Annotated in this window: 20 protein-coding genes and 1 riboswitch; of the genes, 16 read left to right on the top strand and 4 right to left on the bottom strand. The window is 49.5% G+C overall.

The window, feature by feature from the left end; translation table 11 throughout:
* The first annotated feature begins 43 nt into the window (after positions 1-43).
* The 3 genes from MCJ35_RS12660 (at position 44) to MCJ35_RS12650 (ending at position 3832) form a co-directional block, all read left to right on the top strand.
* The gene (locus MCJ35_RS12660) at positions 44-1216 is read left to right on the top strand and encodes an NAD(P)/FAD-dependent oxidoreductase (RefSeq protein ID WP_025486902.1); all 1173 of its coding nucleotides are present in this window, start codon (positions 44-46) and stop codon (positions 1214-1216) included.
* A gap of 33 nt (positions 1217-1249) precedes the next feature.
* Positions 1250-3058, top strand: coding sequence for an aryl-sulfate sulfotransferase (locus tag MCJ35_RS12655; protein WP_025486903.1), 1809 nt, complete (start codon positions 1250-1252; stop codon positions 3056-3058).
* 102 nt (positions 3059-3160) lie between these two features.
* On the top strand, positions 3161-3832 hold the full coding sequence (locus MCJ35_RS12650) for a Crp/Fnr family transcriptional regulator (protein WP_025486904.1): 672 nt from the start codon (positions 3161-3163) through the stop codon (positions 3830-3832).
* A 9-nt stretch (positions 3833-3841) separates the two neighbouring features.
* On the opposite strand, the gene MCJ35_RS12645 is transcribed toward MCJ35_RS12650, so the two are convergent.
* Positions 3842-4486, bottom strand: a complete 645-nt coding sequence (locus MCJ35_RS12645) for a GntR family transcriptional regulator (RefSeq protein ID WP_034578211.1) — start codon at positions 4484-4486, stop codon at positions 3842-3844.
* A gap of 223 nt (positions 4487-4709) precedes the next feature.
* On the opposite strand from MCJ35_RS12645, the gene MCJ35_RS12640 reads away from it, so the two are divergent.
* From MCJ35_RS12640 to MCJ35_RS12620, 5 genes are all read left to right on the top strand, one after another.
* A complete protein-coding gene (locus MCJ35_RS12640) occupies positions 4710-5969 on the top strand; it encodes a 3-isopropylmalate dehydratase large subunit (protein ID WP_025486905.1) in 1260 nt (419 codons plus the stop codon).
* Between the two features lie 12 nt (positions 5970-5981).
* Entirely contained in the window at positions 5982-6497 is a 516-nt protein-coding gene (locus MCJ35_RS12635; protein WP_025486906.1) for a LeuD/DmdB family oxidoreductase small subunit, read from the top strand.
* Between the two features lie 31 nt (positions 6498-6528).
* Entirely contained in the window at positions 6529-7863 is a 1335-nt protein-coding gene (locus MCJ35_RS12630; protein WP_008717003.1) for a GntP family permease, read from the top strand.
* A gap of 506 nt (positions 7864-8369) precedes the next feature.
* Complete coding sequence (locus MCJ35_RS12625; protein WP_025486907.1) at positions 8370-8681, top strand: metallophosphoesterase; 312 nt, start codon at positions 8370-8372, stop codon at positions 8679-8681.
* 140 nt (positions 8682-8821) lie between these two features.
* Positions 8822-9364, top strand: a complete 543-nt coding sequence (locus MCJ35_RS12620; RefSeq protein WP_025486908.1) for a metallophosphoesterase — start codon at positions 8822-8824, stop codon at positions 9362-9364.
* A 77-nt stretch (positions 9365-9441) separates the two neighbouring features.
* Here MCJ35_RS12620 and MCJ35_RS12615 read toward each other — a convergent pair whose 3' ends face one another.
* Positions 9442-10482 (bottom strand): DUF2156 domain-containing protein, encoded by a 1041-nt coding sequence (locus MCJ35_RS12615; protein ID WP_025486909.1) that lies wholly within the window; start codon positions 10480-10482, stop codon positions 9442-9444.
* A 138-nt stretch (positions 10483-10620) separates the two neighbouring features.
* On the opposite strand from MCJ35_RS12615, the gene MCJ35_RS12610 reads away from it, so the two are divergent.
* The 5 genes from MCJ35_RS12610 (at position 10621) to MCJ35_RS12590 (ending at position 17068) form a co-directional block, all read left to right on the top strand.
* Positions 10621-10986 (top strand): winged helix-turn-helix transcriptional regulator, encoded by a 366-nt coding sequence (locus tag MCJ35_RS12610; protein ID WP_008716993.1) that lies wholly within the window; start codon positions 10621-10623, stop codon positions 10984-10986.
* 79 nt (positions 10987-11065) lie between these two features.
* Positions 11066-11176: riboswitch (TPP riboswitch) on the top strand.
* Between the two features lie 108 nt (positions 11177-11284).
* Positions 11285-12592: a phosphomethylpyrimidine synthase ThiC gene (gene thiC / locus MCJ35_RS12605; protein ID WP_008716991.1), complete on the top strand. Its 1308-nt coding sequence runs from the start codon at positions 11285-11287 to the stop codon at positions 12590-12592.
* Positions 12593-12843: 251 nt separating this feature from the next.
* A complete protein-coding gene (gene licT / locus MCJ35_RS12600; protein WP_025486910.1) occupies positions 12844-13695 on the top strand; it encodes a BglG family transcription antiterminator LicT in 852 nt (283 codons plus the stop codon).
* A complete protein-coding gene (locus tag MCJ35_RS12595) occupies positions 13695-15617 on the top strand; it encodes a beta-glucoside-specific PTS transporter subunit IIABC (protein WP_025486911.1) in 1923 nt (640 codons plus the stop codon). Before licT ends, MCJ35_RS12595 begins: the two co-directional genes overlap by 1 nt.
* A 23-nt stretch (positions 15618-15640) precedes the next feature.
* Positions 15641-17068, top strand: a complete 1428-nt coding sequence (locus MCJ35_RS12590; protein WP_081739268.1) for a family 1 glycosylhydrolase — start codon at positions 15641-15643, stop codon at positions 17066-17068.
* A gap of 142 nt (positions 17069-17210) precedes the next feature.
* Here the strand turns inward: MCJ35_RS12590 and MCJ35_RS12585 are convergent, their stop codons facing one another.
* On the bottom strand, positions 17211-19193 hold the full coding sequence (locus tag MCJ35_RS12585) for a sodium-translocating pyrophosphatase (RefSeq protein ID WP_025486913.1): 1983 nt from the start codon (positions 19191-19193) through the stop codon (positions 17211-17213).
* A 222-nt stretch (positions 19194-19415) separates the two neighbouring features.
* Between MCJ35_RS12585 and MCJ35_RS12580 the strand changes: the two genes are divergently transcribed.
* Positions 19416-21374 carry an EAL domain-containing protein gene (locus MCJ35_RS12580; protein ID WP_025486914.1) on the top strand — a complete coding sequence of 653 codons (1959 nt, stop codon included), beginning with the start codon at positions 19416-19418 and terminating at the stop codon, positions 21372-21374.
* A gap of 150 nt (positions 21375-21524) precedes the next feature.
* Here the strand turns inward: MCJ35_RS12580 and MCJ35_RS12575 are convergent, their stop codons facing one another.
* Positions 21525-22463, bottom strand: coding sequence for a hypothetical protein (locus MCJ35_RS12575; RefSeq protein ID WP_008716983.1), 939 nt, complete (start codon positions 22461-22463; stop codon positions 21525-21527).
* A 239-nt stretch (positions 22464-22702) separates the two neighbouring features.
* Between MCJ35_RS12575 and MCJ35_RS12570 the strand changes: the two genes are divergently transcribed.
* Entirely contained in the window at positions 22703-23212 is a 510-nt protein-coding gene (locus MCJ35_RS12570) for an RNA polymerase sigma factor (protein WP_034578215.1), read from the top strand.
* On the top strand, positions 23205-24122 hold the full coding sequence (locus MCJ35_RS12565; protein WP_025486916.1) for a zf-HC2 domain-containing protein: 918 nt from the start codon (positions 23205-23207) through the stop codon (positions 24120-24122). Before MCJ35_RS12570 ends, MCJ35_RS12565 begins: the two co-directional genes overlap by 8 nt.
* Positions 24123-24183 lie beyond the last annotated feature (61 nt).

The raw sequence follows: 24183 nt of genomic DNA, 5'->3' as shown, positions 1-24183 counted from the left end.
TATGGTCAGGAACCGTGTTTTATGATAGAAAGGAGAGTTGGTTATGGACTCAGTTTATGATCTTATTATCGTTGGCGGCGGACCGGCAGGGCTGTCAGCAGCCATTTATGCCGGACGTTCCGAGCGCAGGACGCTGCTTTTGGAAAAGGGCAGCTACGGCGGAAGGATTAATGATACGTATGAAATCAGGAATTATCCGGGAACGAAAGCGGACAGCGGGCAGCATCTGATGGAACTGTTCAGGGAGCATGCGGCCAGCCATCCCACGGTAGAGCTTAAGCGTACCACTGTCACAGGGGTCCGGAAGGAGGACGGTACATTCATTGTGGAGACAAAGCGCCGCGGGAATTTTATGGCGCGCAGCGTTATTTTGGATCTGGGCACCAGGCCCAGGGAACTGGATATCAAGGGTGAGAAGGAATTTACCGGGCATGGGGTCGCTTACTGCGCGACCTGCGATGCGGAGTTTTTCAAAGGAAAGGAAATCTATGTCCTGGGAGCGGGGGACCAGGCCATTGAGGAATCGGATTACCTGACCGGGTTTGCATCCAAGGTGACCATTGTAGTGCTTCATGAGGAAGGGCATCTGGACTGTAACGAGGTTGCCGCGGAGCATGCGTATAAGAACCCCAAGATAGATTTTGTGTGGAGCTCCACGGTACAGGAAATCAAGGGGAACGGCCATGTGGAATCACTGGTATTAAAGAACGTTGACACGGGCCTGGAAACAGAGGTGAGGGCCGACGGGCTGTTCCTGTTCGTGGGCATGGTGCCGCAGACGGAACTGGTGAAGGACATGGTGGACTGTGACAGGTCCGGTTACATTAAGGTCAATGAGAAAATGGAGACCAATGTGCCGGGACTCTATGCGGCGGGCGATTGCACCCAGACATTCCTGCGCCAGGTAGTCACCTCGGCGGCGGACGGCGCGGTTGCGGCGGTTGCATCGGAGCGCTATGTAAAGGAATTGGAACAGATCCAGGGAATCCTTGGCCCGGATTCGGGCAGGACCGCATTTTTATTCTACAACCCGTACAGCAATGAGGATATTGAGAAGACCGCCAGTCTGGAGCAGGAGTTAAGCGGACAGTGGAAGGTATACAGGCAGGATATCACAAGACAGAACCTGCTCTACAACAGCCTGAAGCTTAATCGGACGGTTGCGGGGGCATTTTACGATAACGGAAAGCTGGTTGAAATCAAACAGGCTTTTTAACAAATAATAATAATTCAATGGAGGATATGAAATATGGGACAGCCACTTGTTTTTCCACACGGAGTCACTGTTTACAACCCTGAAAAATGCTGGAGCGGTTATACGATTGTTCCGTTAATCAATGACGGCGTGTTGTTGTTTGATATGAACGGCAACGAGGTCAGGCGCTGGAACATGCACGCCATGCCGCCAAAGCTTCTTCCGGGCGGATATGTGATGGGCCTTTCCGGATACCGCCATCCTGATTATGGCATGCAGGACGGCGTCAACCTGATTGAAATTGACTACGACGGCAATATTGTATGGGAATTTGACCATTTTGAGAATATTGACGACCCGGGCAGGGACCACAGATGGATGGCGCGCCAGCACCATGATTACCAGAGAGAGGGAAACCCGGTGGGGTATTACGTACCCGGTATGGATGCAAAACCGCTTTCGGGCAACACCCTGATCCTGGTGCACCAGACCATCCACAATCCTAAGATAACGGATAAGAAACTGCTGGATGATGCCATGATTGAAGTGGACTGGGAGGGGAATATCCTTTGGAAATGGTCCATCAGTGAGCATTTTGACGAACTGGGATTTGACGAGGCGGCTAAGAACGTGCTGTTCCGCGACCCCAACCTGCGCGCATCGGACGGCGGCGTGGGCGATTACCTGCATGTGAACTGCATGAGCTATCTTGGGCCTAATAAATGGTATGACCAGGGAGATATGCGTTTTAAGCCTGACAACATCATCTTTGACTGCCGCGAAGCCAATATCCTGGCAATCCTGGATAAGGAGACAGGAAAGATTGTATGGCGCATCGGACCTGATTTTAACGCTTCCCCGGAGCTTAAGAAGCTGGGATGGATTATCGGACAGCATCATTTCCATATGATTCCCAAGGGCCTGCCGGGCGAAGGAAACCTGATGGTCTTTGACAATGGCGGCTGGGGCGGCTACGGGACACCCAACCCATCATCTCCAATCGGCACCAAAAATGCACTGAGGGATTACAGCCGCGTGCTGGAATTCAATCCTGTTACACTGGAGGTGGTATGGAAGCTGACCCCCAAGGAACTGGGGCATGCGATTCCCACGGATGCCAGCAAATTCTACAGCCCCTATGTCAGCAGCGCACAACGTCTGCCCAATGGAAATACCCTGGTAACAGAAGGCTCGGACGGCAGGCTCATCGAGGTGACGCCGGACCTTGAGATTGTATGGGAGTGGATTTCACCATATTATACGCACAATGAAAAGGGTCCGAAGAACAATATGATTTACAGGGCCTACCGTTATCCCTACAGCTATGTGCCTCAGGAGCCGGAACCAGTGGAGGTTCCCATTGAGCGGATTGACAATGTGACCTACCGTGTTCCGGGCGCAGGCGCGTTCGGGGCAAAAAAGGTGATTGACGTTGAGGGGACTTTGCCGTATTATCAAGATGTGGCCCTCTGTGTGGCAACGGATGACGAGGAAGACCTGTCACAAAGGGAAAAGGTCTTCGAGGTGGATACGGATGTATTCCATCCTGTCGATGCGGCCAGCTGGAAGGATGAGGTACTGGCAGTGGAGGATAAACCGGTGCTGGTACTGTTCGGCGCAGAGCGCTGCGTCCATTGTAAGGCCCTTCACCCTGTGCTGGAGGAAGCCCTGAAGGAAGAATATGACGGGGCATACGAAATCCGCTATGTGGATGTGGATGCAAACCAGGATCTGGTGGACACCTACAATGTGGGCGGTATCCCGGTCGTAGTCATATTCCGGAATGGAAAGGAAGTACTGAGGTTTAATGGCGAGATGGATTATGACGATCTGTGTGATATCCTGGACCGCCCATTGGAGTAGGCCTGAACCTTATATAAGCAGGGATAGGAAGAAAACAAGACATTACCAGAAGAGGAGCTGTTTGAAACAGCCCCTCTTTCGGTAGTTCATGGAGGAAGGAATATGCGCGATTTTTTTACAATCTCAGAGAATGCATGCAGGGTCCCCTTTGCAGACCTCTGCAAAAGAAATGAGGAGTACCGCACGTATTTTGTGCGCAGGACCTATGAAGCGTCCCAGTGCATACACCCCCAGGGAACAAAAATCAGCTGTTTCGGGATTGTGGAGAGCGGCATCCTGAAGGCTGTGAACAATACGATTAATGGTGTGGAACAGTGCCATTCTTACTTTGAGGCCAAGGACCTATTTCCGGAATTCCTTTATTTTACCGGCAGGAAGAATTACGCATACACATTGATTGCTGAGAAAAAATCAACAGTTCTCTGGATCCCGGTCCAGGTACTGGAGGAAATGCTGGAAAAGGACCAGGGACTGATGTATGCGCTGCTTCTCTATGTCTGCCAGCGGGGGCTGAAGGACCAGCTGTACCTTAACTGCCTTAACTATCAGACCATCCGGGAGCGGATTGCTTACTGGATTGTGGGACTCCATAACCTGTCTCCCGTGGAAAGCGTCCTTATGCCCGGTTCCCAGCTGATCCTGGCCAATATGCTCCATGTGAGCCGCTCATCCCTGAACCAGGAACTGAAGCTGATGCAGAGGGACGGATACTTTAAGGTTAAGGGACGGGAGATGTATGGACTGGACGAGGAGAAGCTGAATGCACTGCTTTAGGTTCATGGGTTACTGGGCGGCGCGGTAGCTTTTCAGGATGTTGTTCATGCTCCTGGTAATATGCTGTTCCATCATCTGACGTGCTTTTACCGTGTCCTTGGAACGTATGGACTGAAGTATCTGTATATGTTCCTCTGTGGACTGGACATAGTGGTCCAGTTCTGAGTTGGCACTGCCGGTGCTGGGGCCGTTCCATAGGCTCATCAGGAAATTATATAGTTTCTGGTTATCCGCGGCTGTCCAGATGGAAGTATGTATTTGCTGATTCAGTTCCGTGTAGTATGGTCGGTCCAAGGTGGATAGGTTGTCCGTCAGGTGATAAAGTCTGGCAAGCAGTTCCGATACATCCATTCCATTTCTGGCGGCCCTTACGGCTGCTTCTGATTCCAGCAGGATCCTCATCTCATAATGGTCCGTGATGAATTTCTGGTCAATCTGTTTTACAATTGCCCCTTTATTCATACGGAGTTCAATCAGGCCCTCTGCAGCAAGGGTCTGAAATGCTTCACGTACAGGAGTCCTGCTGACTCCAAGTTTTTCAGCTATCTCGGTCAGGCTCAGCTCCTGGCCGCTTTTATATTCTCCTGCAAGGAGCGCTTTTTTTAATATAGATGTAATCCGGACCCTTGCAGGCATCATTTCCAGAGATTCCATTAATTTCACCTCGAATGTTTTATCTTTATCATCATACCATACCCCCATTTTTATTGTCAAATGCCATAACTGAGTGTAGTATGAATTGTAAAATATGCACAAAAATATAAACAAAACTAAAAAATATATTGCATTATTTATTTAATTATGCTAATGTTTAACACGTAGATTGAATATCGTATACAATATACGATTTCAAAAAAGGGAAAAGGAGGAGAAAATAATGCATGTAATTGAAAAAATTCTTGCAAAGAACAGCGGCCGTACCCATGTAAAGACCGGTGAGATCATCACTGCAAAGATTGATTTTGCTGAAATCAATGATTTATATCTGCAGACCGTTTATTCCTTTTACGAAATGGGTGGGGAGAAGGTCTGGGACAATACCCGGGCAGCATTTGTCTTTGACCATTATGCACCAGCGCCGGACATCAAAAGTGCGGCCAACCACGGGGAGATGAGGGAGTTTGCCAGGAAGAACCAGTTGAAGTATCATTTTGATACCAACTGTGGGGTCTGCCATCAGGTCATGCCTGAGGCAGGGGTTATTTATCCGGGGATGATCATTGTGGCCACGGACAGCCATACCACGACCCACGGCGCATTTGGCGCCATGGGCACGGGATGCGGCGCAACGGATATGGCCACGATCCTGATGACGGGGGAACTGTGGTTCCGGGTTCCGGAGATAATCGAGGTACGTCTGGAAGGCCAGGCGCCCAAGGGAGTATTTCCAAAGGACGTCATCCTTAATGTCCTGGGCAGGATTAAGGCGGACGGCGCTGTTTATAAGGCCATTGACTTTACAGGAAGCTATGTGGACAGCCTGAATGTTGCAGGCAGGATGGTCATCTGTAACATGGCCGTGGAGATGGGCGCAAAGACCGCATATATGCAGCCGAACCAGGATGTCCTTGATTATGTGTCAAAGCGTGCGGTACGTCCTTTTGAGGTACAGGTTACGGATCCTGGTTTTGAGTACAGCGAACGTCATGTGTTCGATGTATCCGGTTTGGAACCTCAGCTGGCATGTCCGCACAGCGTCGATAATGTGGATACACTGTCCCATGTGATTGCAGAAGGGGAGATAAAGCTGAACCAGGGATACATAGGAAGCTGCACAGGAGGACGGGAGGAGGATATCGCGGTTGCGGCCAGGATCGTGAAGGGGAGGCACATACCCCCATACAGCAGGCTGGTGGTGGTTCCGGCATCTTCTGAGGTCATGCTTTCCTGTATGGAAAAAGGATACATACAGGATTTAATGAATGCAGGGGCAACCATAACCACGCCTGGCTGCGGCGCATGCCTGGGCGCCCATGAGGGAATCATTGCGCCGGGTGAAACCTGTATCAGCAGTACCAACCGGAATTTCCCGGGGCGGATGGGATCCAACCAGGCATCCATATATCTGGCAAGCCCGGCCACGGTGGCAGCCAGTATCATCAATGGTCGCATTACGGATCCGCGGGATTACTTATAGGAGGCAATATAGATGAATACAGAGATAACAGGAAGAATCATTGTTTTGGGCAATAACATTGACACGGACCAGATTTATCCGGGCAGGTTCCTGGCAATTACGGACCCTGGGGAGATTGGCAGCCATTGCCTGGGCGGGGTGGATGAATCCATTGCTTCTTCATTCCCCAAGGGAGGCATCGTGGTTGCCGGTACTAATTTCGGATGCGGCTCCAGCAGGGAACATGCGCCCATTGCCCTGCTTAACATGGGGGCGTCTGCTGTGCTGGCAGATTCATTTGCACGGATTTTCTTCCGCAATTCCATCAACTTAGGGCTGCCCCTGATTATATGTAAGGGCATAGGCAAGGAGGTCCATGACGGGCAGACGTTGAAGCTGGATATAAGAAAAGGCGTGGTTACAGTGGAAGAAACAGGTAAGGTTTACGTCTGCGAGCAGCTGGGGGAACATGCACTTAACATCCTGGAGGCAGGGGGAATCAAGCCCTTGATGCGGGCAAGGTTTAAGAAGGATGAAAAAGAAGGATGAACACAAATCGATAAAATAGGGGGATTCAATTATGCCAATGGAAATTGTATTTATAATAGGTATGGCCGTGCTCTTGTTCCTGTGTCTTAAGGTAAAGGCCAATGCATTTATTTCACTGCTTGCAACCGCGCTTGTCATGGGACTGCTGTCCGGAATGACAGGAGCTGATACAATCGGGGCCATCACAGGCGGATTTTCCGGAACCGTTAAGAGTATCGGCATCATCATTATTTTCGGAATCATGCTGGGCAATTATCTGGATGCGGCAAAGGGAACCAACCGTATGGCGCTGGACGCGGTCAGGCTGGTAGGACAGAAACGTGCCGGACTGGCCATGGCAATCACGGGTTATATCGTATCCATACCCGTATTTTCAGATGCAGCCTTTGTCATCCTGACGCCGCTTGTAAAGGCAATCCACAAAAAGACCAGGATACCTCTGGCAATCCTGGCAGTCAGTCTTTCCGCAGGCCTGCTGGCAACCCATGTTTATGTCCCGCCAACACCAGGCCCTCTGGCAGCGGCAGGGCTTCTTGGGATTGATATCGGGCAGGCAATCCTGTACGGAGCATTTGCAGCGGTTTTCATGACCTTGTTTGGGTGGATTTTTGCAGAGATATATTTCCGCAACAAGCCTTCTGATTTTTATTCTTTCCAGGAATCTGGAAAAAAGGAGGAGGAGGGTCTGGATATTGAGGATGAAACAGACCTACCGGGAACCATGGCAAGCCTTCTTCCATTGGTTGTGCCGATTCTTCTGATTCTTGGAAAGACAACATGTGACATGCTGTGCCCGGAAGGCTCGCTGCTTCTTACGGTCACATCTTTTATTGGGGATTCCAATATTGCCCTGGCAATCGGTGCGGTTCTTGCAATCGCAACCCTTGGAAAGAGGTTGGGCGGTAAAAAGGTGCTGGAAATCATGGACAAAACGTTAAAGGATGCAGGCCCAATTGTATTCATTACTGCCGCAGGCGGTGCATTGGGACAGGTGTTAAAGGTATCCGGCGCAGGTGACAGCCTTGCCACTATGGTAGTGAATACAGGGCTTCCGTTTATCCTTATACCTTTCGTGATTTCTGGTCTGTTAAAGATAGTCCAGGGTTCTGGTACCGTGGCCGTGACAACAGCAGCTACCTTGTGTGCCCCCATTGCGGCCAGCCTGGGCCTTAATCCAATCCTTATTTTCCTGGCATCCGGTGCAGGCGCAAGGGCCTGCTGCCATGTAAATGACAGTTATTTCTGGGTATATACCAACTGTATGGGATTTGATATGAAGACAGGGCTTAAGACCTTGTCCATCAGTAATGTGGTGATGTCCCTAGGCGGCCTGTGTGCAACCTTTATCTGCAGTCTGTGGCTGTAGGGAGTGCGGAGGATGCAGATAAGATGACAGATGGGGATGTCTTGATCCGTTTATAAGATAAGATATGGTTTTATGCAGGGCAGCAGGGGATGACATCCTTGCTGCCTTTTGGATGCAAAGAGTATCAGATTCCCATCCTTTTGGATGCAGGGGCCGGATATTACAATATCCTGCAAGGTCTGTGTTCCTGATAGTGAATCTTCCAATCATACATGCTCTGACTGAACATCCCGCCTTTGTATAATACAGGTTGTATGCCTTAAAGATGGATGATAAAATAGTTTTACGGAAATACGAAGGGAGGCAAAGATATATGCCTGCATATTTCAATTTAACAATCCAGTTCTGCAAGGCCAGTCAAAAGTACTGGGAAAATCAGGCGTGATGTTAACGGATCTTGATATTATAAATGGAATGAGGTAAAAGCCGTATAAAATCAAAAGTATCTGTGCTTTCCGGTCAGTTTCAGATATAATTATCATAGGGGAATAAGACTGGAGGCATGTATGAGGACCATAATCGTTGCAGATATCCACGGATGCCACAGCGAACTGCTGGCGCTGCTTAAAAAGCTTAAGTTCAGGGAAGATACGGACAGACTGATCTGTCTTGGGGATCTGATTGACAGGGGAAATCAGGTTTATGAGGTATTTGATTATGTCAGGACGCTGAAATCCGATATGGGGGAACGCTGCGTCCTGATCCGTGGGAACCATGAGCAGATGCTGATGGATTCCGTGGATGACAGGTTCAGCCGGCAGATGTGGTTTATGAATGGGGGTGTGGAGACTGTAAGATCCTTCAAAAAACAGTCCTGAATATTTTAAGTCCCCAATATTCGAGATGGGCCTGTGATTTGCCATGGTGGTATGGTAAAATGAATCATATCAAATGAACATGATATTAAATAAAATAATATAAATATACAAAATATGCAAAAGGCAACCAGGAGGATTTTATGGGAAATATTTATATGATATCAGACACCCATTTTGGCGATGCAGGCGCAATACTGAAATATGAGGGAAGACCCTTTAAGGATGGCCATGAGATGAATGAGCAGATGATTGAAAACTGGAACCGTGTGGTTGGGGCGGAAGATACGGTCTATCATCTGGGCGATTTTGCCTGCGGTATGGACGCAGGGGAGATAACGGCCATACTGGGAAGGCTGAATGGACATAAGATCCTGATAGCAGGGAACCATGACAGGGATTTTGACAGCCGAAGGTGGATGGATATGGGATTTGGGGAGGTGAGTTTCCTTCCCGTTGTCTTAGAGGAATTCTATATACTATCCCATCAACCCATGTATGTGAATATATACAGTCCCTATGCCAATATATTCGGTCATGTCCACAACAACCCCATGTATGCGGATGTGTCTGAACGGAGTTTCTGTGCCTGTGTGGAGCGGATTGGATATGCGCCCATTGCATTTGAGGCAATCAGGAGAGGGATACTGGAGGCGGATGGGAAAGGGAAAAAACAGGGGGGATGAAGCCGGATGAAAGGAAGCCGGATTACATGAAACAGGATTAATTGAAACAGGATTAATTGAAACAGGAAGCGGTCCGCTTATTCCCAGCGGGCCGCATATTTATCCAGCATAAATGCAGGATAGTAGGATTCCTTTGCCTTCCTCAGATTCTCCATCCCCATATCTTCCTCACGGTTAATATAGTGCAGTTCAGGATAGACCTTAAGCAGATGGCGGACAAATTCACGGTTAATCATCTGGTATGTGCCGTGGACCGTGATATCGGCTTTCTCGAACCTTACATCAAACCCATGTCCGCCTACCGGCTCACCAAAGGTAAAGGCCAGCAGCCGGTCCCCGGCATAGAGGACGCCGCCTGTAAGCCCCAGGGCATCATAATGTTTAAAGGCCGTGAGGATGGCCTCCTTTTCCGCTTCCGGCATACCGCTTTCAAGCCCTTCATGATTTTCTTCCCAGCTTTGCAGAAGGGCAAGGCAGGAGTCTATATGTTCCTGTCCCAGCACTTCAAAATGCCAGTCCGGACATTCCTGTTCAAAGCGGTTGCAGTGGTTCCGTTTATTATGCAGCTTTTTCCCCCCAAGACTGGCCAGGGTTCCTGCCTCATAGATATAATCCGCACTATCCCGAAGTCCCTCAAACCGGAACTGTGTGGGGAATTCCGTCAGGAGGCATTGCTTCTGCGCCTCGGTCACGCCCTTGATTAAAAGGGGCTGTCCCAGCTGTTCCGCCAGCCGCTTCATCTGGGTGATGGCAGGTTTTAGTGTTCCGCTGCCGGCAGGATAGGAGAAGAACAGTCCATCCTCCGTTTGGTACCTGGCAATCATCCGGCTCCCCAGGTCTGCCGCAGTCATTCCATACGCCCTTCCCCAGAGAAAGAACGTCCCAAAGCATCCATCGGATGCCAGGCTGTCCTCGGCCGCCAGGATGGGGGCCATCCATGAACGGTCCGCGATGGACAGTTCCCTGAACTCAATAGGGGTGCTGCGGATGATGCTTGGGGCATTGCCGCCCCAATCCATGGACAGGGCCGTATTCCCCGAAACCTGATAGCTGCAGGTCTGTGCACAGCATGAGCCGGTACATGACCCGGTCTGTTTTTTATTGCATGTTTTATCCATTATATGATTACGCTCCGTGATTGACTTTTCTTTTTAGACATATTATAATTTTAACAGTATCATTATAAATTACAAGTACGAACATCAAGGTGCGGTACTAACATAGAAGTATGGTACTTACCTGAAGGAGAGTGTAAGATGGGAAAATGCTCCATATCACAGGCCAGCCTTGGGGAGACAGGATTCAGCTATACCCTGTCCCTTATAAACGGCAAATATAAGATGACAATCCTCTACACCCTTATGGAATTTGGGGTGGTGCGGTTCAATGAGATGAAAAAGTACATTGGGGAAATCTCATACAAGACGCTCAGCGTCACGCTGAAGGAACTGGAGGGCGACCAGCTGGTGCACCGCGAAGAGTATCCACAGATACCGCCTAAGGTGGAATACAGCCTGACGGAACGGGGCAAATCACTGATTCCCATCCTGGACATGATGTGCGAGTGGGGGGAGAAGCACCGTCTGCCCTCCAGGCGGGAGCAGAATAAGGCTGACATTTAAAGGCTGAAATTTAAAGCTTGACATTTAAAACAATACCGAATAAACTGATGATACGGATATAATAAGATTTTTATATGATACAACCACAACAGGGAGCTTGTGAAGCAGGCTGAGAGGAAGTAATCGAACTTCGACCTATTATACCTGATTTGGATAATGCCAACGTAGGGAAAATATGGAAGTACATCAACCGCGCATCTGATTTGCGCGGCAGATGCAGCGCATGAGTTCATTCATGGTCCATTCCTTGACGGAGTGGGCCATTTTTATTTACCATAAAAAGAAGAGGAGGAAAGACATGAACTACACAACACAGATGGATGCGGCCAGAAAGGGGATCCTGACAAAGGAACTTGGGAAGGTGGCTGCAAAGGAACAGTTTGAACCGGCAGAGCTGATGAGGCTGGTGGCAGAAGGGAAGGTGGCCATTCCTGCCAACAGGCGCCATGGATGCCTTGAACCAAACGGAATCGGCTCCATGCTGAAGACAAAAATCAATGTTAACCTGGGCACCTCCAGGGACTGTAAGGACCTGGATATGGAACTTTTAAAGGTTAATGACGCAGTCCGCATGGGAGTTGAATCCATCATGGATTTAAGCTCCTTCGGGGATACCCGCACCTTTAGGAGGATGCTGACCCGGGAATGCCCGGCCATCATAGGCACGGTGCCCATCTATGATGCCGTGGTGTATTATCACAAGCCCTTAAAGGATATCACCTCCCGCGAATGGATTGATATCGTGAAAATGCATGCGGAGGACGGAGTGGATTTCCAGACCATCCACGTGGGTATAAACAGGCGGACCGCAGAGCGTTTTAAACAGGCAGGACGCCTGACCAATCTTGTATCAAGAGGCGGTTCCATCATATTTGCATGGATGGAGATGACAGGGCAGGAGAACCCGTTTTATGAACACTTTGATGAGATACTGGACATCTGCCAGGAGTATGATGTGACACTGAGCCTGGGGGATGCCTGCCGCCCCGGATGCATTGAGGACGCCTCGGACATTTCACAGATAGAGGAACTGGTGACGCTGGGGGAGCTTACCAGGAGGGCGTGGGATAAGAATGTCCAGGTCATCATCGAAGGACCGGGGCACATGCCTTTAAACCAGATTGAGGCCAATATGAAGATACAGCAGACCATCTGCAAGGGCGCGCCCTTTTATGTCCTGGGTCCGCTGGTCACGGATATCGCGCCGGGATATGACCATATAACTGCAGCCATCGGAGGGGCATTGGCTGCTGCCAGCGGCGCGTCCTTCCTATGCTATGTGACCCCGGCGGAACATCTGCGGCTGCCGGATCTGGAGGATGTGAAGGAGGGAATCATGGCATCCAGGATTGCGGCCCATGCAGCGGACCTTGCAAAGGGCGTCAAAGGGGCTGCACAGTGGGATCATGAGATGAGCGCTGCACGCAGGGACCTGGACTGGGAGCGCATGTTCCAGCTTTCCATTGACCCGGAAAAGGCCAGGAGGTACAGGGCGTCCGCAAAGCCGGAGAAAGAGGACACCTGCTCCATGTGCGGCAATTTCTGCGCGGTTAAGAATATGAACCGGATACTGAAGGGGGAGATTGTCAGCATATTTGATGAATGACAGGCGGACTTGCCTAAGCCAGCTTTTCAGGTACTGTAAATATTCCATAAATTTAATTGAAAATAGGGCTTGACATTGTGAGAATTATTATATAGAATAAAAATCAGAGAAAAACTTAGAAAAGAAAACTTATGTGACTAGGGAGTCACGAAGTGAGTATGTTACTGGTACGCAGGCAGAACTCAGATTACACTGAAAATTTTTATTTTCCGTGTAGTTTGAGTTTTTTTTTCTGGAAAGGAGGATTTATTGTGAAGATAAGTCAGATTTTAAATAATAATGTTGCAGTGGTGAAAAAAGGGGGCAGTGAACTGATTGTTTACTCCAAAGGCATATCATTCAGAAAAAAGGCTGGCCAGTCCATAGGAGAAAATGAAATCGAGAAAACATATGTTTTAGACTCCAATGATATGCTGGAACACTTCAGCTACCTGCTCACCAACACGGACGAGGAATATCTGAACATTGTCAATGATGTCATTGCACAGGGCGAGCTGCTGCTGGGGCAGAAGGCAAATGATTATTTATATCTGACCTTATTGGATCATATTGACTTTGCACTGAAACGTGCGGGGAAAGGGCAGTTTATCCGCAGCCCCCTGACCTGGGAGGTTAAGAAATTCTATCCCAGGCATTTCCAGATCGGCCTGCATGCGCTGGAGCTGTTAAACGAACGGTTCCATGTGGAATTTCCTGAGGATGAGGCGGTATCCATTGCACTTCATTTCGTCAACCTGCAGTCCGAGGGGAAGGACCTGAAGGAGACGATAGAGGCCATGCAGGTCCTTAAGGATATCCTGTCCATCATCCAGTATCACTATAATATACGTCTGGATGAGTCATCTGTGAACTATATGCGCCTTATTACCCATCTGCAGTATTTCATACAGCGGCTCCAGGCCGGACAGGTATTTGAGGATAATGACAAGGCGCTGAATTCCCAGGTCAGGATGCTGTATCCTGCCGCATATGGGTGCGCTGTAAAAATCCGGGCGTACATTAAAGAAAATTTTAAGATGGAACTGACCATCGATGAGGAAACATATCTTATCCTGCATATACACAGGGTTACGAACAGAAATGAAAAGAAGGAGGAAGATTGATGAAATATCAGACAATGAATGAAAACATCATCCGCCTGGTAGGCGGCAAGGATAATATCAGCGCGGTCGTGCACTGCATGACCAGGCTCCGTTTTACATTAAAGGACCGGAGCAAGGCAAAAACAGAAGAAATTAAGGCCATGGACGGGGTGATTGACGTGGTGTCCAACGACGTGGCATATCAGATCATCATCGGAACCCATGTTTCAGAGGTGCATGAGGAACTGATATCCATGCTGGGAATCAGCACAGAGGCATCAGGACCCCAGGTCAGGACCAGGAAGAATCCATTTAAGGCGGCCCTTGACCTGGTATCGGAATCCATGACACCGCTGCTGGAACCTATCATCGCGGCAGGTATGCTGGCAGGCCTTCTGTCCCTGGTATCCCTGATGGGACTGGTGTCGGCGGACAGCCCCACCTATATTGTCCTGGACTCCATCAGGGGGGCTGTGTTCTTCTTCCTCCCCGTATTCATGGCCATGGCATGCGCCAAACGCCTGAACGCCAGTCCCTACCTTGCGGTGGCATTGGCGGCAACCCTACTCTCTGCTTCCATTAACGGGGTGGAAGGACTCAGCGTATTCGGGATTCCCCTTCCGGCCATAACCTACTCCAGCTCCTTTATCCCAATCCTGCTGGCAGTGTGGTTCATGGGATATGTGCAGGCATTCCTTAAGAAGGTCATACCTAACCTTCTGCAGTATTTCCTGATTCCGGTATTTACCCTGGTGATAACCCTGCCCGTTACCCTGATGTTCTTTGGGCCCATCGGAACCTGGATCGGCGAGGGAATCAGTTTTGTATGTACCTTCCTGGCCAATACCCTGGGCAACTGGAGCGTGGTGGCTTTTTATGCGGCAATCCAGCCATTCTTGATCATGATGGGAGCCGGAAACTTCATTATGCCGGTGGTCATGGCCTTCCTGGCGGAAATGGGATACGACCCCCTGTTCCTGGCAGCCTGCACCATCTCCGACATTGCAGTGGGAGGCGCCATGTTTGGATATTTCCTCCGTGCAAAGGATGCGAAACAGAAAGAATTATTCGGCACGGTCAGCTTCTCGGCTATCTTAGGCTGTACGGAACCGGCTGTGTTCGGTGTGTTTGTGAAATACCGCCGTCCGTTCCTGGCTGTCATATTCGGCGGAGGGCTGGGAGGACTGTTTGCAGGACTTATGGGGGTTAAGACATATACCATGGCATGGGGGCTGGCAGGCCTTCCTTCCTATATCGGTGTCAATGATTTCAATAATTTCTATTATATGATAGCAGCGGTTGCCATTGGATTTGTGGCTGCAGCCATTGCTGGTTTTATCCTGTGCCAGCCGGAAGGGGAGGCGCAGAAAGAAGGAACCTCCTTGTTCCGGTTCGGAAAAGCCCGCAAAAAACAGCCGGCCAGCCAGGCCCCGGCTGAATCAGCTGAGGACGTTCCTGAGGCAGGAAACGCGGACGGCGGGAATATCCACAGGGAACCACTGATGGCAGTGGCTGAAGGTGAGGTGGTTCAGCTGTCACAGGTGGAAGATAAGGCATTTTCCAGCGGGGCCATGGGAAAGGGGATAGCCATAAAACCTTCGGGCAACCAGGTCTATGCGCCTGTAAGCGGAGAGGTGGTATGCCTGTTCCCAACCAAACATGCCATTGGAATCAAAAGTGATTCCGGCGTGGAGCTTTTAATCCATATCGGTATCGATACGGTGCAGCTGGACGGAAAACATTTTACGGCCCATATAGAGCAGGGACAGCGGGTGGAGCGCGGACAGCTTCTGGTGGAAGCGGATATGAAAGCCATTGAAGGGGAGGGCTATGACACGACCATCATGGTCATTGTCACCAATACAACCCATTTCCTGGATGTGATTCCCGCTGTATGTGAGAACATCCGTCTGGATGAAGATTGCCTGAGTGTTGTATTTTAGAGTGTTTAAAGGAGCAGATAAGGATGAGAGATGACTTTTTATGGGGAGGCAGCATTGCGGCCCATCAGTGCGAGGGAGCATGGCAGGAGGGCGGAAAGGGAGTTGCAATCATGGATCTGGTGACCAGCGGCTCCCACGAAGTCCCAAGGGAAATCTGTAAGGAAATTGAGGACGGGAAATATTATCCATCCCACAGGGGAATTGATTTTTATCACCGCTACAGGGAGGATATCGGATTATTTTCGCAGATGGGATTTAAGGCCCTGCGCATCTCTGTGGACTGGTCCAGGATCTATCCCATGGGGGATGAGGAAGAGCCGAATCAGGAAGGTATCCGCTATTACGCGGATGTGGTGGACGAACTGCTTGCCAATGGGATTGAACCCATTGTGACGCTGTATCATTTTGAAATGCCGTATCATCTGGTGACGGAGTACGGTTCCTGGACCAACAGGAAGCTGATCGGTTTTTATCTGAGATACTGTGAGACCATGTTCCGGGCGCTGAAGGGAAAGGTAAGGTACTGGGTCACATTCAATGAGATGAACCACATTGACCCGGCGACCGAAGCATCAGATATCTTTACCTATATGATAGCGGGGCTGAAGTTTTCAGAGATGGAGGATCCTGCCAGGACACTGGCGGCAGTAGGGTATAATATGACGGCGGCAGGCGTGAGGGCAGTGGAACTTGGGCACCGTATAGACCCGGAAAACCAGATAGGATGCGTATTCGGGCTTCAGCCCGTCTATGCCTACAATTGTAAGCCTGAGAATGCGTTCCAGGCCTTCCGGGAGATGTATAGGGACTTCTATCAGGTGGACGCCATGTGCATGGGATGCTTTCCGCGCTACAAGCTGAAGGAATATGAGAAGATGGGCATTGTGCCGGAAGGCGTTGAGGAGGACGCGGAAAGCTTTAAGAATGGAACCATTGATTTCATCGGTGTAAACTACTACTCCTCAAGCGTGGGCCACCACGATGGGGAAAGCGGTGAGGAAACCCTGTTTGGCGGCGTACAGAACCCATACCTGGAGCAGAGCAGGTGGGGCTGGGCCATTGACCCCAAAGGACTGCGCTATCTCCTGAATGCAGTATACAGGAAATACGGAAAGCCGCTGATTGTCACCGAGAACGGGTTAGGCGCAGTGGATATCTTAAAGGAAGACAAGACCGTGGATGACAGCTACCGGATTGAGTATCTGAAGCTTCATCTGGAGCAGCTGCGGCTGGCGGTGGAGGAAGATGATGTGGAATGCTTCGGTTATCTGATGTGGGGGCCTGTTGACCTGGTTTCCGCCACCACGGGGGAGATGAAGAAGCGCTATGGTTTCATCTACGTGGACCAGGATGACGACGGAAGCGGGACAGGGGAACGCTATGCCAAGGAATCCTTTTACTGGTTCAAGGAAATCATCCGAACCAATGGAGCCGGGCTTTCCAAACAATAAAAAAGAGAAGGGATGACAGAAAACGGGTTCCGGCCGGTATTGGCCTGGAACCCGTTTTGCCGTTTTATCTTTCCGGCTGAATCTTATTTTCCCTGAGGGACGTGTCTTTCGTCCGTCTGTTTTTAAGGCCGTTCAGGAGGATTTAGAGCAATCCCCCATACTGCAGGAACATCGGGGCAAATACAAGGGAGACAATGGTCATAAGCTTAATCAGTATGTTGATGGAAGGGCCTGAGGTATCCTTAAAGGGATCGCCTACCGTATCACCCACCACGGCTGCCTTGTGGGCAGTGCTTCCTTTTCCGCCATGGTTGCCTTCCTCGATGTATTTCTTTGCGTTATCCCAGGCGCCGCCTGAGTTGGACATGAAGATAGCCATCAGGACGCCGGTTATAAGTGCGCCGGTAAGCAGGCCTCCAAGGGCATCCGGGCCAAGGATCAGTCCGGTGGCCAGAGGCGCCAGCACTGCCATGAGTCCGGGCAGGAACATTTCCTTTAAGGCCGCGTTGGTGGAAATGGATACGCAGGAAGCGTAATCCGGTCTGGAAGTCCCTTTCAGGATTCCGGAGTCCTCCCTGAACTGGCGGCGTACTTCCTCAATCATCTGATGGGCTGCCTTGGATACGGACTCCATGGTCATGGCGGAGAAGAGGAAGGTGAGCATGCCTCCGATAAACAGGCCGATGATGACATGGGCGTTGAGGATATCTATGGTGGTAAGCTTCACTGCCTCTGCATAGGACACAAACAGGGCCAGGGCGGTCAGCGCCGCAGAACCGATGGCAAACCCCTTACCGATGGCAGCGGTGGTGTTGCCCACGGAATCCAGCTTATCGGTGATTTCACGCACGGATCTGTCCAGTCCGGCCATCTCCGCGATTCCGCCTGCATTGTCCGCAATGGGTCCGTAGGCGTCAATGGCAACCGTGATTCCGGTGGTGGAAAGCATCCCCACAGCTGCCAAGGCAATTCCGTAAAGTCCCATAAGGCGGTTGGATATAAGGATGCCGATGCACACCAGAAGGATGGGGACAGCCGTTGACTGCATGCCCACTGCAAGGCCGCTGATGATGGTGGTGGCTGAACCGGTTTCGGACTGCGCGGCCACCTTCTTTACAAAACGGTAATCACCGGAGGTGTAGATTTCCGTGACAAACCCGATTAATACACCTACGAACAGTCCTGTGATGATGGTCAGGGCCGCAAGGTAATTGCCGAAAAAGGTGCGGCTGAGGGCCAGTGCGCAGATGACCACCAGTGCGGTTGCGCTGTATTCCCCGGTTTTTAACGCCTTGTGCGGGTCGGAGTTGCCGATGGCCTTAACCAGCAGGGCGCCGATGATGGAGGCCACGATGCCGGATGCGGAAAGCAGCAGCGGGAACAGGATGCCGGATTCCTGATAGAATACAAGCCCAAGGGTCAGGGCGGAAATCAGGGAACCTACATAAGACTCAAACAGGTCAGCGCCCATTCCGGCCACATCCCCTACGTTATCCCCCACGTTATCGGCAATGACGGCCGGGTTGCGGGGATCGTCCTCGGGGATGCCTGCCTCTACCTTACCTACCAGGTCGGCGCCCACATCAGCGGCCTTGGTATAGATACCTCCGCCCACACGGGCAAACAGGGCGATGGATGATGCGCCCAGGCTGAAGCCGGACAGGACGGATACATCCTTTGTGATGATGTAAAGCGCGCCCACGCCCATAAGGCCAAGCCCCACAACCGCCATACCCATGACGCTGCCGCCGGAAAATGCAAGGGACAGGGCCTGGCGCATACCGGAGGTACGGGCCGCGTTGGCGGTACGGCAGTTGGCGCGGATAGCAGCGCTCATTCCCAGATAGCCTGCTATGGTGGAGAAAATACTTCCAACCAGGAAACATCCGGCGGTTACCCAGCTGCGGGTCCCAAGCCCGATTACAACAAATAAGATGGCAACAAAGACAACAAGTATGCGGTACTCGGATGTGAGGAAGGCTCTTGCGCCTTCTGCGATTGCATCTGCAATCTCCCTCATTTTGTCATTGCCCGGGTCCTGCCTGATTACATAGAGCCTTAGAAAGACAGCAAACAACAGGCCTGCAAGACCTATCAACGGGACTAAAAATAACATTTGTTTCATAATACCCTCCTGATTTTTGTAGATATTGTAGATTGCTTCTCCATGAATTGTAACAAATATAGTAGAATTTATCAACAAAAATTTTTAGAATATCTAAAAAATATTGCAAACGGAAATATATTACAAGATATTCTTTTTAAATTGGATATTGCTGTAAATGTAATTTGGGTATATGATAGAACATAAAAGGAACACAAAAGTGGGAAACGGCAGGTGGGGACAGTGAGGTGGAACATAGCTCCTGAGACAATATCATTAGTTATCCTGGGAATCATATGGGTATATTCGCGGAAAGGGAGTCATCTTCCAAGCCTCAAGAACAGGATGTTCCAGGGCTGTCTCACCGTGACCTTTGCAGCCATGACAAGCAACATCCTTTCTACCTTCATGCTCTATGATTATATCCGGGTGCCGGTCCTGCTCACCTGGGCTGTTACCACGGTTTATTTTATCCTGACCCCTTTGATGGGGCTGGTGTATTATCTTTATGTTGTCTCCATTATCTATGAGGAGAGGCCGCAGTTAAAAAACATGATCCTGGCCGGGGTCATACCGGCGGTGTTCTATGCCCTGCTGGTTCTGTCCAATCCCTTTACAGGGTGTATGTTCAGCATTACAGAAGGAAACTATACCCAGGGAAACTGCATCCTCCTTACCTATCTTGTTTTTTATGCTTACTGTGTGGGCTGTATCCTGGTGGCTGTCAGGAACAGGATTTACATTGACCGTCAGATTTACCGTATCCTGGCCGCCTTCCCGGTCCTGGCCGTGCTGGTAATCCTGTTCCAGCAGCTCTATCCCGAAATCATCCTTTCAGGCTCAGCCGCAACCTGCGCCCTGCTTATCATCTATCTCCATTTACAGAACCGTCAGATTTCCCTGGATTATCTGACCAATGTGCCCAACCGCCAGGAACTTCTCAATATGCTGGACCTAATGCTGAAAAAGCATCCTGAGAAAGACTTTGTGCTCATGGTTGTCTCCATCCGGGATTTCCGCCAGGTCAACAATGTATGCGGACAGCACGGCGGGGATGAATTCCTGAAGGAAGTGTGCGGCTTTCTGTGCGGGATTGGCCCCCAGGGCAATGTATACCGCTTCAGCGGCGATGAGTTCGCATTGCTGTTTACCGATGAGGAGGACAGGCTTGAGCGGCATGTGAGGAAATGTGTGGGGGATATACAGACGCGCATGGCGCAGCCCTGGCAGAACAGGGATTATCAATTCATCCTTCCTGCGGTCATAGGGATCATCCGCCGTTCCGAATATGTGAATACACTGGAATCAGCGGTCAGCGCCATTGAATATGCGGTGTACCAGGCAAAGACGGGGCGGTACGGGCAGGTGCTCTACTGTGACCAGGAGATGCTTGGCAAGCTGGAGCGCAGGAAGCAGATCATCCAGGTATTAAAAAATCAGCTGTCAGAAAAAAAGGTAGAGCTGTACTATCAGCCCATCTACTCTGTGGATACCGGGGACTTCCGGTTTGCCGAGTCCCTGATGCGTATGAACCATACGCCTATTGGCCCTGTGTACCCGTCTGAATTCATTCCCATTGCAGAGGAGACCGGGCTTATTATCGACCTTACATATGTGATACTGGATACTGTGTGCAGATATATCAACCATCTGCTGGGAAAGGGGATTCCCATAGAAGCCATCCATGTCAACTTTTCAGCCATCCAGTTCTCACAGCCGGATCTGGCCAGGAAGGTGCTGGACATCATAAAGCGGAATGGGACGCCCATGGGGGCTGTGAAGATTGAATTTACGGAAAGTACCCTGGCGGAGAATCCCCAGGTGGTGACGGATTTTGCCATAGAGATGAAGAAACATGGAATCCGGATGGGTCTGGATGATTTCGGCACCGGTTATTCCAATATTGCAACGGTAATCCAGATTCCCTTTGGCACGGTTAAGCTGGACAAGAGTTTTGTCCAGGCATCCATGGACAACAGGAAATCCGAATTGACCATAAGACATCTGGTCCATGCCTTTAATGACCTGGGCATGTCCGTGGTGGCAGAGGGCGTGGAGACAGAAGAGCAGAAGCAGATGGTCATTGACCTGGGCGTGGAACAGATCCAGGGGTATTACTATTCAAAGCCGCTGCCCGGGGATGGGATGGAGGGATTCCTGGAAGCCAGGATGCGGCAGGCGGGAAACATACCGGCACAGTGACATGATATGTAACATGGGTGTTCATAAATCCATTTTTCGGGTTATCCGTTCAATCCATCTTAACACAAAAGCAGCCAGGGAAATCCTTCTGTAAGGATGTTCCTGGCTGCTTTTCTTAATATGCCTCGGATGCTTTACTTACCTTAGGCGTCACTCTTTAATGATTTCATACTTTGCAATATCCGGGTGGAAGGTATCTTTTTCCGTGTCCCAGGCCCCGGTAGGGCCAAGCCAGTAATAGAAATCAAGTTCCGTTGACTTAATATAGCAGTTGGTCTGTACATAGCCGTCATAGTTAAAGTAATACCACTTATTATTGATGCACCGCCATGTATTGGTGGGATATGCATTGTTCTTATAGACATAGCGGCGTCCAAGCCGGTCCCTCTTCCATGTCCCGTTATCAAAATACCAGGCATCTTTCTTGGTGACGGTGTATGATTCAGATCTCTCAGACCAGGGGCTGGCCTGCGACTTGTAGGTGCCGTATGCCCTGACGCAGAATGTATAATCACCTTCCAGATTGATATAGGAACGAAAATCAAAGCGGTCATGCTGGGCCTTGACGGTGGTCATCAGGCGGTTGTTCCGGTAAAGCTGGACTTCATAGCTCTTAGAACCCTCCACCTCATCCCATACAGCGTTGCTGTTGCTCCAGCTGACGGAAGTGGAAGCGGGAAGCATGCTGTCCAGGGTAGGAAATGTAACCTGAAGGATAAGGGAGTTGCCGTCAGGATCTATGGAAGCCTTTTTAAACTGTGCCCCGCAGCCGAAAAGGGAGAAATACTTCCTGCTGTTGCTGGTAAAGCGGTAATCACTCTTTGCGGATAACTCTACTTCCACAACCGGACGTTCACCAAAAACCCACGTATCATCTCTTTTATAATAGGAAGCCCCCTCCACCGTGAATTGCTTGCTGTTGGTATTGACATATACCTCTCCTACCAAATCTCCGGCTTTCGGTATCTTATCCCAGGAAAAGGATAAGGGAACAGAAGTAATAAGGGTTTCTTCGCCATAAGCCGGTATGAAGATGCCCAAGGACAGGATGGTTGTCAGAAAGACCAGTAAAAATGTCCTTTTTTTCATGGCATTTACCTCCTTCTTACGAGTTATTATTATTGTACTGTAAAATGGGGGAAATGTCCAAGATATTCATTGAAAATTAAGAATTAGGTCTGTTCTTTGGGGGATGCGCCCGCCCTACCCCCATCATTTTCAAATTCTTGTAACGAATGCCCCTGTTTTGTGATATAAGTGATATAAATAATGATTCATTCATAAAGCGGTTTCAATAAGTGATGATTTTCCGGATAGGAGGTGGGACAATGGGGAAATCCGGCGAAAGCATGGACATGGATTCTGTCTATAGGGATTATGAGAAATTGGTTTATCGGTTTCTGTATTCCCATACGCACGATGCAGAATGGTCCCAGGAACTGATGCAGGAAACATTTTTGCGGGCAGTATATTCTATTTCGCGGTATGACGGCACCTGCAAGTTATCTGTATGGCTATGTCAGATAGCAAAGCATATACTGTATCAGGAACTCCGTAAAAGAAAGCAGATGGAAACAGTAGGATTAGCAGATTACTTAATCGATGATTCAGCGCCAGATGGCGAAACCAGTATACTGAAACAGGAACGTAAAATGGAACTTTACCGTGCAATCCATCTCCTGCCAGAACTGGAACGGGAGGTAGTACTTTACCGGATTACAGGTGAACTTTCTTTCCGTGAAATAGGGGAAATTTTAGGTAGGAGTGAGAATTGGGGCAGAACGGTTTTTTATCGTGCAAAACAAAAAATCAGAGAGGAGTTGAAAAAGTATGAATAAAGATCATTCTTGTGATATTATCCAGGATCTGCTTCCGGGATATATTGATGGGATATTAAGCGAAGCAGGAACAGACGTGGTGAAAGGGCATCTGGAGGAATGTGAGGAGTGTAATCGGGTTTATTTGGAAATGAAAGAGGGATTGGGCCCAGAAGAAGAACAAAAAGAAACACTTGCGCTTGACGGCTTTAAGAAGGTGCAGCAGCATACAAAAAAATTAAAAAGAATGATCGGTATTTTTGCTGGTTTGTTAACACTTCTTCTGGTATCCATTTTTTTGAAGGTTTTTGTCATTGGTGAATGCTTACCGACGCATGAAGTGAATGCCACGGACATTTCATATGATGAGGAAACAGGATACCTTACCATACGCGGCATGATTGACCGGTCATCCTGCCGTGTCAGCCGTGTCGTATGGCAGGAAAGTGAAGATGAAGCGGATGTAGTCAATGTACTGGTTTATGGAGCAGAAACATTACCGTTCCAGCAGGATAAAACAGATTTCACCCTTTCAATCCCCGATATGGAAGGGAAAAAGGCGTATCTTGCGTGTCCGGATTATGACAGATTGGAACTATACAGCTGGGAACATGGACACTACGAAAAGATGGCAGAATTAGAAAATGAGATATACAACTGTTTACCTGAATTAGATAGGGAGAAAAACGCTTTAAGCTATATCAGCGGGATTGAATATGTAAATGGAATTGAGGGCATATGGTATTATGTTGACACTGTGATTGGTGAAAATGCAACATACTGGCGGTTTAATGGCCAACTGGTCACGGACGGCGATTTTGAACCCCAGGATTTTGCCATTTGGATTTCTTTGGACAGGCCGTATCAGATTTTGATTTATGATTTTGGGACCGGGGAATATACGGAAGATTTTTCCCTGGTAAATCGTTGATTCCTGGAATAAAAACCGGTATTTCCTGAAAAAGGAGGATGAGGAAGGCGGATAAGAGTGT

The sequence above is a fragment of the Enterocloster sp. OA13 genome, from assembly GCF_022440595.1.
In the GTDB taxonomy this organism is placed as follows: Bacteria; Bacillota; Clostridia; order Lachnospirales; family Lachnospiraceae; genus Enterocloster; species Enterocloster hominis.
This window is presented reverse-complemented; position numbering and strand designations above follow the sequence as displayed.